This is a genomic window from Thioclava nitratireducens (assembly GCF_001940525.2).
GTDB classification, from domain to species: Bacteria; Pseudomonadota; Alphaproteobacteria; order Rhodobacterales; family Rhodobacteraceae; genus Thioclava; species Thioclava nitratireducens.
Map to the genome: position 1 here is coordinate 3,235,806 of NZ_CP019437.1, position 14,770 is coordinate 3,250,575.

The window sequence follows — 14,770 nt, forward strand, 5'->3', positions numbered from 1 at the left end:
GAGCGTCCCTCATGGACATGCTGCTTTCCGGCGCACAGATGCTGATGCGCCTCGACGTTATGGTCGCTCTCTTGATCGGCTCAATCGGCGGGGTGGTCATCGGTGCGATCCCCGGTGTCGGCCCTGCCGTCGCGATCGCCATCCTGCTGCCCGCGACCTTCGCAATGCCGCCGCTGGTCGGCTTGACCATGCTGCTGGGCATCTACGGCTCGTCGATGTTTGGCGGCTCGCTTCCCGCGATCCTGATCAACACGCCCGGCACGGCAGTCAACGCATTGACCACCTATGACGGCCACCCGATGACGAAGAAGGGCGAAGCGCTGCGCGCGCTCGGCCTCGCCTATGGTGCCTCGTTCTTCGGTGGCATCGCCTCGATCATCGCTCTGATCCTGCTCTCGCCGGTGCTGGCGAAGATCGCGCCGATGTTCGGCTCGCGCGAGATTTTCCTGGCCGCGCTGCTGGGCATCGTCCTGGTGATCCTCGCCCATCGCGGCCAGACTTTCGCGGCCGGCATGCTGGCGGCCTTCGGGATATTTCTGCAGACCGTAGGTCTGGAGCCCGTCAAATACACGATGCGCTTCACCTTTGGTTTCGACTTCCTCAACTCGGGCTTCGACCTGATCGTGGTGGTCCTCGGACTGTTCGCGCTGAGCCAGGCGTTCCTGCTGCTGATTGAGCCGGAATCCGCACCGCATGCGCAACGCATCGAAGGCTCGATGGGACGCGCGATGATGGGTGTGCTGCGCCACAAGCGGGTGGCGGGGTTTGCCGCGAGTTGCGGCGTGATGATGGGGATGATCCCCGGCGTCGGCGAGTTTACCGCGCAGTTTCTATCTTACACCTACGCGCAGAAGACCTCGAAGACGCCCGAGGAATTCGGCAAGGGCAGCCCTGAAGGCCTGATCGCCTCGGAGGCCGCAAATAACGCAGTGCCTGCCGCGGCAATGATCCCGCTTCTGGCGCTTGGCATTCCCGGTGAGGCCCTGACCGCGATGATGCTGTCGGTCTTCTACGTCCATAACGTGATCCCCGGCCCGCAGCTGTTCCAGAACAAGCTCGATTTCGTCTACGCGCTCTATATCGCGATGATCCTGCTCAACATCATCGTGGTGCTGTTCATGCTCGTCTCGTCGAACTGGCTGCTCAAGATCATCCAGATCCCGACGCGTTTCCTCGGCATGATGATCCTCGTGCTCAGCTTCGTGGGCGTCTATTCGTTGCGCAATTCGATCGTGGACTGCGCGATTGCTGCGGCGTTTGGCGTCCTCGGCCTGATCCTGAAACGGCAAAACCTGCCGATCGTGCCGATAGTTCTGGGCATGGTTCTGGGCGGCATCATGGAGACCAAGCTGCGGTCGTCGATGGCCCGGGTGCACGTGCCGATCGACTTCTTCGACCGCCCGATCGCGGCGATCCTTGGTCTGGCGATCTGCGGGCTTCTGATCGCCCATTTCGCGAGCCTCTACCGCGAGCGCCAGAACCGCGAGCCAGAGGGCGCGCACGACCACGACATGCACGACAGTTTCACGAGGTAAGCAATGCTCGACACCGACAAGATCGCCGCGCTGCGCAGCGCCGACGTTCCCCCTGCTCTGCATCTGATCGAGGGTGCGGCGCAGCCCGCCTCCGACGGTGGCACCCTGCCGGTGATCTCCCCGCTCGACGGGAAGGAACTCACCACGCTGGCGCGCGGCACGGCTGCCGATGCCGAAGCGGCAATTGCCAGTGCGCGGGCGGCTTTCGACGACGGGCGCTGGTCAGGGCTCGCCCCGGGCGCGCGCAAGGCGGTGATGTTGAAATGGGCCGCCCTGATCGAGGCGAACGCGCTCGAACTCGCCGTTCTGGGTGTGCGCGACAATGGCACCGAGATCGGCATGGCGCTGAAGGCCGAACCGTTCTCGGCTGCCGCGACGATCCGCTACTATGCCGAGGCGATCGACAAGATCTATGGCGAGATCGCCCCCACCGCGCCCGACGCGCTGGGGCTGGTGCATCGCGAACCCGTCGGCGTGGTCGGCGCGATCGTGCCGTGGAATTTCCCGCTGATGATTGGCGCATGGAAACTGGGTCCGGCGCTGGCGGCGGGCAATACGGTCGTGCTGAAACCGGCCGAGACCGCGTCGCTCACGCTGCGCCGGGTCGCCGATCTGGCGCTCGAGGCCGGGATACCCCCGGGCGTCTTCAACGTCGTACTGGGCGAAGGCGCGGTGGTCGGCGAAGCGATGGCACTGTCGATGGAGATCGACGTGATGGTTTTCACCGGCTCCGCCCCGGTCGGTCGGCGTCTGCTGGAAAATGCCGCGAAGTCGAACCTCAAGCGCGTCTATCTGGAGTTGGGCGGCAAGTCCCCCAATATCGTCTTTGCCGACGCGCCCGATCTGGACACGGCGGTGAAGGTCGCCGCCAACGGCATCTTCCGCAATTCGGGGCAAGTCTGCATCGCCGGATCGCGACTGCTGGTCGAGCGGTCGATCCATGACGCGTTCGTCGAGAAGCTGCGCGCCTTTACCGAGACGATGCAGGTGGGCGACCCGCTCGATCCCGCGACGCAGGCCGGGGCGGTGAACTCCGCCCGCCAGCTGGAGCAGAACCTGCGCTTCGTCAGCGAGGCCGAGGCCGCGGGGCGTCAGGTCTTCGGCGGCAAGCGCATCCGCGAGGAAACCGGCGGCTTCTTCATGGAGCCCACGATAGTCACCGGGGTCGCCCCCGAAGATTCGATCGCGCAGCGCGAAGTCTTCGGCCCGGTTCTGGCGGTTATCCCATTCGATACCGAGGAAGAGGCCCTGCAAATCGCCAACGGCACCGATTACGGGCTCGCCGCGGCCGTCTGGACCGCAGATCTGAGCCGCGCGCACCGGATGATCCGGGGCATCCACGCGGGGCTCGTGCATGTGAACACCTATGGCGGATCCGACCTGACAGTGCCCTTGGGCGGCGTCAAGCAATCGGGCAACGGGCATGACAAGTCTCTGCATGCGTTCGACAAATATCTCGATCTGAAAACCGCTTGGATCAAACTGTGAGGGGGCGCCTATGACCGATCGTACCATTCTCGTTGTCGGCACTTACGACACCAAGGACGATGAACTGACCTATCTTCGCGAGGTGATCGAGGCACAGGGCGGGCGTGTCCTGCGCATGGATGTCTCGGTGCTGGGCGACCCCTCGACCCCGGTCGAATACAGCAAGCATCAGGTGGCCGAAGCGGGCGGCTCCTCTATCGAGGCCGCAATTGCGAGCGGCGACGAAAACCGGGCGATGCAGATCATGGCGCGCGGGGGCGCGACGCTGGTCGCTCAACTCCACGCCGATGGCGTCTTCGACGGAATGGTTGTGCTGGGCGGAACGATGGGCACCGATCTGGCGCTCGACCTATGTGCGGCGCTGCCGATCGGGGTGCCGAAATACATCGTCTCGACGGTCTCCTTTTCGCCGCTGCTGCCGCCCGAACGGATCGCGGCGGATGTGCAGATGATCCTCTGGGCGGGCGGGCTTTACGGGCTGAACTCGATCTGCAAAGCCTCGCTCAGCCAGGCGGCGGGCGCGGTTCTGGGCGCGGCCCGCGCGGTGGAACGGCCCGACCGGTCGAAACCGCTGATCGGGATGACATCCTTCGGGAAATCCTTCCTGAAATACATGGTGACTCTGAAACCCGAGCTGGAAGCGCGCGGCTACGAGGTCGCGGTGTTCCACGCCACCGGCATGGGCGGGCGTGCCTTCGAGAGCCTCGCGGCACAGGGCGCCTTCGCCTGCGTCTTCGACTTCGCGACGCAGGAAATCGGCAACCATCTGCATGGCTCCGCGATCAGCGCAGGCGGCGACCGGATGACCAACGCAGGCGCATCGGGCACGCCGCAGATCGTCGCCCCTGCCTGTCACGACCTCGTCGACATGATCGGATGGCAGCCCCTGCCCGACAAATGGGCCGAACATCCGAGCCATGCGCATAACCGGCTGCTGACCTCGGTCGTGCTCGATCATGCGGAGCGCAGAGCCGTGGCGCGTGCGCATTGCGAGAAATTGGCTGGGGCAAAGGGACCGACCGCGCTGCTGCTGCCCTTGGGCGGGGTGCACGAGCTGGACCGTCCCGGTCTTGATCTGCACGACTCCGAGGGGCTTGCGGGCTTCTTCGAGGAAATCCGCGCCTGTGCGCCCGACACCGTCGCGCTGCACGAGGTGGACGCGCATATCAACGACCCCGACTTCGCCGCAACCGCGCTCGCGATCTTCGATGCATGGCGCGAGGACGGGGTGATCAAGGGCTAAGCGACATCGGCCCGGCAGCAACCGGCCCATTCGGAGAGCGACGGCGCGATCTCCTCGGCCTCCGCAAAGCGTAGGTCGAACCATCCTCGCCGCATAGGCCCGCCTCAGTCGTCGAGATCCCTTTCTGCTTCCGCGATGTGGCGCAGCGTCGTGTCGGGATCGGCTGCCTCGTGCGCCTGCAACAGGACCAGCTTCGCCAGGAACAGTTCGCGCTGTGGTTGGGGTATCGCGTCCAGCTGTGTCGCGAGCGCCTCGTAGATGGTTTCGAGCTGTTCGGGTGTCATGGCTCATCTCCTCCGATGGACCGGTGCAGCGCCGCGCGAACGGCCTCCGGCGAGGCCTCGCGCCAGCGCGCAGCGACGTGGCCGTCGGGGCGGACGAGATACGTCACGCCCGGACCAGTGCCAAGCGCGCTTTCCGCCTCGGTCTTTGCCTGAAGGACCACGATGGTAAGATCGTCCTTCGCGAGACCCTCGAGCTCCGGATCGAAGGTCAACAGGTTGAACCCCGGGCCCAGAAGGTCGGACAGGAACCCGTCACCCACCCGCGCTTCCGGCAAAGCCGCACCGGGCACGGGACCACCCTCGAAACCGCTCTCGTCGGGCAGCACGATCGGACTGTCGGCATAGGTGTAGGGCGTCATCTGCCGCGGATTTGCCAGCTCGCCGGCAAAGGGATGCGTCAGCGCGAGGCTGAGCGCCGCGTCGCGCATCAGCCGCCAACCCTCGGTGGGCGGCGTCATGAAACGGGCCGATTTCGACGCATTGGCGAAGACATCCAGCGTCGCCCCGCGCCGTTCGGGCGTGTAGCTGTCGAGCAGGCCCTCGGGCGCGCGCCCAGCGATCACCCGCGCCAGCTTCCAGGCGATGTTCTGCGCATCCGCCAGCCCGTTATTGAGCCCGCGCACGCCGAAGATCGGCACGATATGCGCGCTGTCCCCGATGAAGAACACCCGGCCGTCGCGGTAGTCGTCCAGGGCCAGCGTGTTGGCGGAATAGACGCTCCACCATTCCAGCTCCCATGCGCCGTCATGGCCGAGATCGGAGAGCACGGCGGTGACGGAGCGCCGTACCTCACCCTCGGCCATGGCGGTCTCGGTGCTTTCGTCGTCCCGCAGTTGATAGTCGATACGCCAGATATTGTCGGGTTGTTTGTGGACCAGCACGGTGCCGCCGCGTCGACAATCTGGGTCGAACAGCGCCCGCCGGATGGTCGGATAGTCATGGTTCATCTGGACGTCGGCGATCACATAGCGACCCTCGTAATTCTCGCCTTTCAGGCGCAGCCCGCGCATCTTGCGGGTCGGGCTGCGCGCCCCATCGGCGGCGAGAACCCAGTCGGCGGCCATGTCGTACCCCCCCTTAGGGTCGCGCACGGTGAGGGTGACACCGTCCGAGGTATCCTCGATCCCTGTCACTTCACTTTGCCAGCGTGCCTCGATCAGCGGCTCCCGCTCGATCGTCTCCCAGAGATACTGCTCGATGAACTGCTGCTGGATATTGTACATCGGGCGATATTTCTCGCGCGGGCTCTCGGGCATGTCGAATTCGAGGATTTGCCGCCCACGGTAGAAGCTGCGCCCCGTGGTCCATCCGAGCGCCTTTTCGAGAAACGGCGCAACCGCACCGATCCGGTCGAGAATGTAGAAACTCTGCCGTGCCACGCAGATCGCACGGCTGCCGTCGTTGAAGCTGGCCTTCGCGTCGAAGAGCACAGAGGCGATGCCCTCCTTTGCCAGGGCGAGCGCCGCCGTCATCCCCACCGGCCCCGCGCCGACGATGGCGACCCGTGCCCGGCGCGTGAGGCCAGCGCGATCACTCGGCGGTTCGAAATGCGGGTAGTCGAAATAGAGCGACTCCGTCTCGCCGCGCCCGTCTGGTCTCATGCTTCAGTCCTCCCTTTGGCCCGGTGATAGTCAATCGCGACGCACGCTGTCTGTCCCCTTTGTCGGGGGACATGCTATGAAGGCCCATGTCCTCCACCGCCCGCATGATCGATGCCTGCCTCGAGACGCTCGGCGCCGACGCGTTCGCGCCGGTTTTCGCGGATTTCGTCGAGACGCTGGGTGTCGATCAGCTGATGATCTTCGCGATCGAGACAGGGGCGGCACGCTGCCTGCTGTCGCGTCACTTCGCCAATGCGGCGCTCGCCGGAGAACTGGCGGCGGCCTATATCGCGGGCGGGTTCCGACGCGATCCCCTGCTTCCCGCCCTGGAAACAGCGGCTTCGGGGAGCGTTCAGCTGCACCGTCTGGAGGGCGTGGCCTCGGAGATGGACGACGGCTACCGCGAGCGGTTCTTCGACGCACCGGGCCTCAAGGCGAAAACGACGGTGCTCGCCGTAGGCGAGACATTACGCCTCTTCGTCAGCTTCTATGCGGTCAAGGCGGAGGGCGACGTCTGCGATCCGGACCTCGCCCGCCTGGCCGCGCGGCTCGCCCTGCTGCATTTCGAGCACGCCCTCGACACCGGTGTCCCGGCCCCGCTCACGGTGCTCAGCGACCGCGAGCGCGCCGTCTGCCTCGGCATCCTCTCTGGCCGCAAATCAGAGGCCATCGCGGCAGAGCTCGGCATCGCCCCCTCCAGCGTGATCACCTACCGCAAGCGCGCTTATGGCAAGCTGGGCATTTCCTCCCGCGCCGGCCTGTTCGCAATTTGCGCGGGATAGGAGCGACAATCTCGGCCGAAGTTTAGGTTCGTCGTCACGATGATCTACGTTCACTCGTAGAGCTGGCTGATGCGGTGAAATAAAAGCGGTCCGCCGGTCGGAGCGAATGGCAGGTAGCCAAGCTCGTCGGGGATCAGGAAATCGAAGCCACTCAAGCAAGCCCGCGGTGTGGCTCATCGTTCCGGGCATTTTCGGTCAACCGAGGCGAGATCACCTAGGAAGAATTCGACACCGAGCGCTGTCGCTTGGACCGCAGGTGACGCATACTCCCGGGAGGACCAAAGCTCGAGCGTTGCGTCGCGGGAGACAGCCTCCGCCTCACAAGGCAGCGGCGCCATCGAGGTGCTCAGCCTTCGGGTCGGTCGCAGAAATAGGGGGCTCGACTCGCGGCCGTGCGCGCCGTGACCCTCGCGCGCGATGCAGCTACCATGCAGCCGGGATATTTATTCCCGACCATTCAGCCGGATTCACGGATAGGCCGCCGGACGGAAACAACATCATCCACCTGACCGGAGCCCACCGGACGAACCGTCACAGGCCCGCGAGTGATGCCGCGAGGGTGCGCGCTGATGCCTTGCTCAAACGCGCGCCCGGCTCGCCCAGAACGGCTCCGCCGACCGACTGCCCCCAGCCGATCGCGTCTTCAACCGGATGCCCGAGGAGGCGGGCGGCGAGGTAGCCCGCATTGAAAGCATCGCCCGCGCCGGTCGTGTCGCGCAGCTCCGTCAGAACCGGCGTGTCGCAGCGACCGGTATGGCCTTCGGCCAAATGCCAGACCGGACGCGCGCCATCCTTCACGGCGATCTCCGCGAGCCCATGTCTGCGGAGACGCTCCAAAGTCAGTTCCGGGTTCGCATCACCCCAGAGCGCTGCCTCGTCGTCAAAACTGGGCAACGCGATATCGGTATGGGCGAGCATGCGCGTGATCGTATCGCGCGCCTCCGACGGCGAGGCCCAGAGCCGCGGTCGGTAGTTCGGATCGAAGGAGATACGCGCGCCCGCCTCGCGCGCATTGGCGACTGCATCGAACAGGGTGTCCCGCGCTTCGGGCGAGAGGATGGCCAGGGTGATCCCCGACACATGGACGAAATTTGCGCTGGACAGAGCCTGGTCAAGCAGATCAGGATCATCCGCGAGACGACGGGCTGCCGAGTGCTGACGCCAGTAGTGGAAACTTCGCTCCGTCCCCTCGAGCTCAATCATGTAGAGCCCCATCTCGCGCTCGGGGTCGCGCTGGACGCCGGCGAGTTCCAGCCCGTCGGCCGCCATCTCGGCGAGGAAACGGTCGGAAAGCCTGTCCTCTCCGATCCGCGTCACAAAGCCCGCCCGGGCACGCGGCCCAAGGAGTTGCGCCGCATGCCAGAGGGTGTTGAACGTGTCGCCCGCATAGCCGAGCCGAAACGTGCCGCCCTCGACCGGAGCGAGCTCAAGCATCGCCTCCCCGATGGCGAGCATTTTCTTAGGAGTCTCTGTCATTCGCGCAGGCCTTTCGCGTCGAGGTCAAAGATGCGGCCGGTCAACCAATCGGGCCAGTCGCGCTCGAAGAAGGCACGCGCACTCTCGTCGAAGCTTCGGTTTTTGCGGGTGGCGATCTTCAACTCCTCCCCCTCCAGACGGACCAGGATTTGCGTCTGCTTGTCGATCTCCCGCTCTGTCTTGAAACGGAACGCAGCCAGATCCGTATCGCGCGCCATCGGGATCGCCTCCCCGTCGTCAGAGCAGATCGCGCGCGCGCCGCGGCTGCCACCGCCTTGCGAGATATACTGGTCGAGCGCGGCAAGGACGGCTTCGGAGGCGAGTGCCATCTGCTGCCACTGGATCGCGCGCGCGCCGTCGCCCGACCGCTCCGGGGCGATGCCGTCGGCGCGCAACTTCCGGTTCAACTCGCGCGCCGCTGCAAGCGCATCGGCGACGTCCGCGCCATTGCAGATCACCCCGGCATGGTCGCTCATCCGGGCCTGAACTTCGTCGCGGACCGACTTCACGGAATGTGCGCTGTCCGTGTTCAACCGTGCAAGCAGATCCGTCACAGCCGAAATGAGGGCCTCCGATCCGACAGTCTCCGGCGCATGGGCCGTGCGGCTCGCGCCGATATGCTCGCCCACCCGGGTGCCGAAGACCTGACCGGCATTGAGGGCCGATCCACCCGGACGCGTCACGCCATGCGTGCCCGCCGCCTCGCCCGCGGCATAGACACCGCGCAGGTTGGAGCGCCCCCAGGGATCGACCGCGATCCCGCCGTTCATATGCTGGTTGTTTACCGCGAATTCGAGCGGCGCGGCGGCGATGTCCACCTTGTAGCGGCGGTACAGTTCGATCGCGAGCGGGTTCATGTGGCGCAGCCGGTCGATCGGTAGCTCCTGATCCGCCCCGGCGGTGCCGAGATAAGTCCGCACGTCTTCGTCGAGGCGGGTAAGATCGAAAGGCTGATCTCCGGGCACCGGAAGCGGATTGCGGTTGAAATCCATGAAGACCCGCCGCCCCGCGGCGCTCTCGCGCCAAATCGCCAGATCGACGAGGCTCGACGCGAAATCCAGCATCCGCGTCGCGTGGAACGGCCACTGATAGCCCTTGCGGAAGACGTTGGAGGCCAGTTCTTGCGTGGTGCGATAGTACCGCGCGAGGAAATGATGCTCGCGCCCTTCGGCATCGACCGAATAGATATGCGGCAGGGACTGCACGTAAGTCCCCGAAAGGTTCCAAGGGAACCCCTCGCGGCGCGTGCCGATGCCGAACTGGCTCTCGGTGAGGTTCACCAGTTCGATCCCCGCTTCGAGCGCGAGACCCAGCGTTCCGAAACAGCCATTGGGATAGACGCTATCGCGATAAAGCTCGCCCGGCCCGCCCGCCGCGAGCACGGCATTCGGCGCGGCAAACAGCACGAGACCGTAGGGGTTGGCGGCGCTGCGGTCGGCTTTGCGGAAGGCCAGCGCGCCGGTGACCCGGCGGTCATCCCCCTCCCCTTCGGTGAGCAGTTGCACGACCGTCGTGTGGTTGAAGATCGGCACGTCGAGCCGCAGCGCCTCTTCCGCCAGCACCTTGACCATCAGCCGCGAGGTTCGGGGGCCGCAGCTTGTCGCGCGCCCGGTTTCGTCATGGTCGGTCTTGTAGCGCAGCGTCGCGCCGAACCGGTCCTGCGGCAGCGGCAGGCCGAGATATTGCAACGAGGCCATCATGCGCGGCGAGCCGACCGCCTCGATATAGGCCGTGTCCTCGTCCATCGCGCCGCCAGCCCGGATCGCCCGCGCCATCGCCTGGAAATCATCGCCGTGATCGGCGGTATTCGCGGTGTGCAGTGTCTGCTTGTCGGAGCCCGAGCATGCGGAGGTTCCGCCCCACGCGCTCTGGCTCGCGACGATGACCTCGCCGCCGCGTCGCTTGAGTTCGACGGCGGCGCGAAGACCCGCGGCCCCGCTGCCGACCACGAGGCAGCCGGTGCGATAGACCGGAAGGGAGAGGCCCGCGATCTCGAGCATCTCCGGGACCGCCTCGTCGGCCCGCAGCCGCGGCATCTCGATATCGGTCAGGGCGTCGAGGATTTCCTGAGGGATTGCACTGTCCATGTCTTGGCTCCGTTTGCGGTCCGGTCAGCTTTGCGGAATATCGACCCAGGCGCGTTGCCGGGACGAGCTCATGCAGGCGTCGACGATCTGGGTGATGTGATGGCCTGTCTCGAAGGTCGGCCACATCGCCTTGCCGGAGACGATGGAGCGGATGACCTCCGCCGCTTCGATGATCTTGGTCTCGTTATAGCCGAGCGCGAAATTCGGCAGCGGCAGGAAGGCCGCGTAGGTCGGATGCTCGGGCCCGACATCGATCTCGCGGTAGCCGCGGCGCCCGATCGGATCGGCATTGGTGTAGAAGCGCAGCCGGTTCACCTCGTCGAACGTATAGGCGAGGCTGCCTTTCGTGCCGTAGATCTCGTAGGTCTGCATGAATTTGCGCCCGGTCGCGACACGGCTGAAATCCACGATCCCGTTGGCGCCGTTCTCGAACGTGCACAGAATCTGGCTCGCGTCGGGATTGGTGATATCGGCCCATTCCTCGCTGCCGGTCAGCTCTGCCGTCTCACCGAGCCCCAGACCTTCGATCTTCGGACGGTGCGGCGTGACGATGATGTTGTTGGCAATCAGCGACGAGACGCGACCGACGAGGAATTCCATGAAGCTGAAGACATGGCTGCCGGTATCCCCGACGATCCCGGTCGGCGCGAGCGACCCATCGGCGCGCCACATATAGGGCACCATCGGGTCGCCATACATGTCGACATGCTGGCACCCTTTGAACATCGTGATCTCGCCGATTTCGCCCGCATCGATGATCTCCTTCGCAAGATCATGGACGGGGTTGCGCGGGAAGCCGTGACCGACGCGGGTGATAAGGCCGCGCGCCTTCGCGATATCGGCAAGCTCGCGCGCCTCCTCGGCGGACTCGGCAAGGGGCTTTTCGCAAAAGACATGCTTGCCCGCTTCGAGCGCGGCTTTCGCGACCTCGTAATGCAGGTTGTCGGGCAGGCAGATATCCACGAGATCGACCTCGGGATCGGCGATCACCTCGCGCCAGTCCTGAACGATCCGCGCACCGGGCACCCGGGCCGCAAGCTCCTGCGCTCGCGCGGGATTGCGATCGACGAGGGTGACGACGCGCGCCGTGCCACCTTCAGTGCCGAAGAAATGCGGAAAGGTCTGATAGGCCATCGTGTGGACTTTGCCCATCCACCCCGAAGCGCCGAGCACGGCAACACGAATCTCTGTCATTTGAACACTCCTCTCCTGTCCGCGCCGGTGTCTCTCTGCGCGGTCTCGTCTCTGTTTCGTCCGAACGGGCGGGCCTCCCGTCTACCTGTCGTCTCAGCCCGCAGGCGTCTCGCCACTCGAGCCACGAATGGCCAGCGAGACCGGCGTGCGGATTTCCGGCGGCGGCACCTTGTCGTTCTCGAGCCAGGCGAGGATCGTTTCGGCGACAAGCTTCCCGAAGCCGTCAATGTCGCAGCGCACCGAGCTGAGCGGGGGCCAGGAATGGGCTGCCTCCTCGATGTCATCGAAGCCCACGATGCGCAGATCGCGGCCGACATTGCGCCCGATCTCGGCGCAGCCCGAAATCATCCCGAGCGCGACCTGATCGTTGAAGCAGACCGCGCCATCCACCTCCGGATGGTCGTCCGCCAGCTCATGCGCCGCCTGCCTGCCGAAGGCGCGGCTCGCACTGCCGGTCAGGACATGGGGTTCGAGCCCGGCGCTCTCTATCGCAGTCAGATACCCTGCCATGCGCTCCTGCGTGACGGCCCGGCCCTCCAGACCACCGACGAAGGCGATCCGCTTCGCGCCTTGTTCGAGGAGATGCTCGGTCGCGATACGCGTCCCGTTCGGATAGTCCGGCGCGGCGAAGGGGAAAAGCTCGGTCCGCATCTCGACTTTGCGCAGCACCTGCATCGCCGGAATGCCCGCCCGCTGAAGCGCCTCGAAGCTCAGCGCCTCGTCGCCATAGGCGGGCGAGAGGATCATCGCGGAGACGCCGTGCTCGATCATCGCCTCGACCACCTGCGCCTGAAGCTGCGGGTCTTCGTCAGTATTGGCCACGACGGCCGCATAGCCGCGGCTCGACAGCGCCATCTGCAACGACGTCGCGAACTCAGTGAAGAAAGGGTTGCGCAGGTCGTTGATCACCAGGCCGACAAGCCCTGCTCCGGCGCTGCGCAGATTGGCTGCCGCGCGGTTATAGACATAGCCGATCTCGGCCATCGCAGCCTGCACCTGCTCGCGTGTTTTCTGCTTCACCAAGGGGCTGTTCTGGATCACGAGGCTGACTGTCGATTTCGACACCCCGGCCTTTCGGGCCACGTCGATGATCGTCGGTCTGCGGTCGCTCGGCGCCATGTCACGCCCCCTGCGACGGAGTTGCGATCTCGAAATCGAAGACAAGAATGCCGTCGATCCCGCCTTGAGCGTTGGCCACGAGCTTCGCCCCGAGCGCCCGGTGATCGGGATGTTCCTGGTAGGCGGCGAGCGCCTCCCAGTCGCGGAAATCGACGGTGAAGCCATGCATGTAACCGCGCTCGATCTTCTCGGGGCTCTCGGAGCGGCCCGCGCAGATTGCACCGAGGCCGTCGACCTTGCCCTCAATCGCGCGCAGCTCCTCCCAGAGCGGTGCGATCTCTTCCTCGCTCAGCCCGGGTTTGAATTTGACGAGAACGATGTGGCGCACTGTCATGTCAGCCTCCATGTGCCGCGCGGATCATATCGGCGGCTTTCTCGCCGATCATGATTGCCGCAGCGTTGGTGTTGGACGAAATCACACGCGGCATAATCGAGTTGTCGACGACGCGCAGCCCCTCGATCCCGTTGAACCGCAATGTCGGGTCTACGACAGCACCCGCATCGGCGCCCATGCGACATGTCCCTGCGCAGTGATGCGAGGTTTTCGAATGGGTGCAGATGAAATCGAAATAGTCCTCGTCGGTCCGCACGTCGGGACCGGGAAGGCGCTCGGCGAGGATATATTTGCGCATCGGGGCTTGTGACAGGATTTCCTGCGTCAGCTTCAGCCCCCGGATCGACATTTCGCGATCGAGCGGGTCCTGCAGGTAGTTCGGATCGATCAACGGCGCGACCGCCGGATCGTCGCTTTGCAGGCGGACGCTGCCGCGCGAGCGCGGGCGCAGGTAACAGGAATTGAGCGTGATACCTCCCTGCGGCATGGAAACCACGCCATGTTCAATGCCGGTCCCGAGTCCGAGATGGAACTGCAGATCCGGCGACCGTGCCTCGGGATCGGCATACCAGAAGCCACCAGTTTCGAACAAAGACGACGCAACCGGCCCCTTCCGTCCGAACAGATATTGCAGCCCCGCCAACGCCGCCCAATGCGGCTTCGCATAGCGGTCATAACTGTAGGGGCCGGAAAGCTCGCTGATGCAGTAGAGGTCGAGGTGATCCTGCAGATTGGACCCCACCTCCGGCTGGTCGAAGACGACATCGATCCCGAGCGAGGCCAGCTCATCCGCCGGTCCGATACCCGACAGCTGCAGCAGCCGCGGCGAGCCGATCGCCCCAGAACATAGCAGCACTTCACTTTCTGCCCGTAGGCGCGTGCCATCGACAAGCTCGACCCCGGTCGCGCGGCCATTCTCGACCACGATCCGGCGCACCTGCGCACCCAGCTTCACCGTGAGGTTCTCGCGGTGACGGTTCGGCGCGACATAGGCCATCGCAGCCGAGGAGCGGCGCACATTGCGCTGGGTCAGCTGGTAATAGGCGACCCCTTCCTGCTTCTCACCGTTCACGTCGTAATTGCGCGGAATGCCGAGCTCGGCGGCCGCTTCGAAATAGGCCTCGCAGACCGGCAGGGGCGCGCGCGGATCGCTCACGCCGAGCGGGCCGCCCTTGCCGTGATAGCGGTTCTCGATGCTCGCGTTATCCTCGGCCTTGCGGAAATAGGGCAGCACATCTTCATAGCCCCAGCCGGTACACCCCATCTGGCGCCATTCGTCGTAATCGAGCGCATTGCCGCGGGTATAGACCTGAGCATTGATCGCGGAGCCGCCGCCGATCACCTTGGCCTGGGTGTAGCGAAAGACTTTGTTCTGCATGTGCCGCTGCGGAACCGTTTCCCAGCCCCAGCTGCCGATGCCCTTGGTCATCTTCGCGAAGCCCGCGGGCAGATGATAGAACGGGTGGCGATCGCTGCCGCCCGCCTCGAGCAGCAGGACGTCCGCCGACGGGTTCTCGGAGAGACGCCCGGCCAGTACCGACCCCGCCGAACCGCCGCCGATAATTATGAAATCGTAAGTCGTCTTCATGCTGGCCTCCTTGGCCAAGTCTCTCGCCGCAGCCCGGTG

General features: G+C 65.1%; 12 protein-coding genes and 1 pseudogene. 4 read left to right on the plus strand and 9 right to left on the minus strand.

Annotation, left to right across the window (positions count from 1 at the left end; translation table 11 throughout):
- Window positions 1–11: 11 nt before the first annotated feature.
- From BMG03_RS15490 to BMG03_RS15500, 3 genes are read left to right on the plus strand one after another with little or no spacing between them, the layout of a single operon-like run.
- Complete coding sequence (locus BMG03_RS15490) at window positions 12–1,535, plus strand: tripartite tricarboxylate transporter permease (RefSeq protein WP_075774249.1); 1,524 nt, start codon at window positions 12–14, stop codon at window positions 1,533–1,535.
- Window positions 1,536–1,538: 3 nt separating this feature from the next.
- Window positions 1,539–3,023, plus strand: a complete 1,485-nt coding sequence (locus BMG03_RS15495) for an aldehyde dehydrogenase (RefSeq protein WP_075774248.1) — start codon at window positions 1,539–1,541, stop codon at window positions 3,021–3,023.
- A gap of 10 nt (window positions 3,024–3,033) precedes the next feature.
- Entirely contained in the window at window positions 3,034–4,266 is a 1,233-nt protein-coding gene (locus BMG03_RS15500; RefSeq protein ID WP_075774247.1) for a Tm-1-like ATP-binding domain-containing protein, read from the plus strand.
- Between the two features lie 104 nt (window positions 4,267–4,370).
- On the opposite strand, the gene BMG03_RS15505 is transcribed toward BMG03_RS15500, so the two are convergent.
- A complete protein-coding gene (locus tag BMG03_RS15505; RefSeq protein WP_075774246.1) occupies window positions 4,371–4,550 on the minus strand; it encodes a hypothetical protein in 180 nt (59 codons plus the stop codon).
- Window positions 4,547–6,151: an FAD-dependent monooxygenase gene (locus BMG03_RS15510; RefSeq protein WP_075774245.1), complete on the minus strand. Its 1,605-nt coding sequence runs from the start codon at window positions 6,149–6,151 to the stop codon at window positions 4,547–4,549. The genes BMG03_RS15505 and BMG03_RS15510 overlap by 4 nt, the downstream gene beginning before the upstream one ends.
- Window positions 6,152–6,237: 86 nt before the next feature.
- Here BMG03_RS15510 and BMG03_RS15515 point away from each other — a divergent pair, with 86 nt between their 5' ends.
- Window positions 6,238–6,933, plus strand: coding sequence for a helix-turn-helix transcriptional regulator (locus tag BMG03_RS15515; protein WP_075774244.1), 696 nt, complete (start codon window positions 6,238–6,240; stop codon window positions 6,931–6,933).
- 53 nt (window positions 6,934–6,986) lie between these two features.
- Here BMG03_RS15515 and BMG03_RS21390 read toward each other — a convergent pair.
- The 7 genes and pseudogenes from BMG03_RS21390 to BMG03_RS15550 all read right to left on the minus strand — a co-directional run.
- Window positions 6,987–7,067: pseudogene (locus BMG03_RS21390) on the minus strand (ATP-binding protein); the annotation flags it as partial.
- 397 nt (window positions 7,068–7,464) lie between these two features.
- On the minus strand, window positions 7,465–8,409 hold the full coding sequence (locus BMG03_RS15525) for a sugar kinase (RefSeq protein WP_075774243.1): 945 nt from the start codon (window positions 8,407–8,409) through the stop codon (window positions 7,465–7,467).
- Window positions 8,406–10,496, minus strand: coding sequence for an FAD-dependent oxidoreductase (locus BMG03_RS15530; RefSeq protein ID WP_075774242.1), 2,091 nt, complete (start codon window positions 10,494–10,496; stop codon window positions 8,406–8,408). Before BMG03_RS15530 ends, BMG03_RS15525 begins: the two co-directional genes overlap by 4 nt.
- 24 nt (window positions 10,497–10,520) lie before the next feature.
- Window positions 10,521–11,690, minus strand: a complete 1,170-nt coding sequence (locus tag BMG03_RS15535) for a Gfo/Idh/MocA family protein (protein ID WP_075774241.1) — start codon at window positions 11,688–11,690, stop codon at window positions 10,521–10,523.
- Window positions 11,691–11,783: 93 nt separating this feature from the next.
- Window positions 11,784–12,809, minus strand: a complete 1,026-nt coding sequence (locus BMG03_RS15540) for a LacI family DNA-binding transcriptional regulator (protein ID WP_075774240.1) — start codon at window positions 12,807–12,809, stop codon at window positions 11,784–11,786.
- 1 nt (window position 12,810) lies between these two features.
- Window positions 12,811–13,143 carry a Dabb family protein gene (locus tag BMG03_RS15545; RefSeq protein WP_088722447.1) on the minus strand — a complete coding sequence of 111 codons (333 nt, stop codon included), beginning with the start codon at window positions 13,141–13,143 and terminating at the stop codon, window positions 12,811–12,813.
- A 1-nt stretch (window position 13,144) separates the two neighbouring features.
- Window positions 13,145–14,731: a GMC family oxidoreductase gene (locus tag BMG03_RS15550; RefSeq protein ID WP_075774238.1), complete on the minus strand. Its 1,587-nt coding sequence runs from the start codon at window positions 14,729–14,731 to the stop codon at window positions 13,145–13,147.
- Window positions 14,732–14,770: the final 39 nt, after the last annotated feature.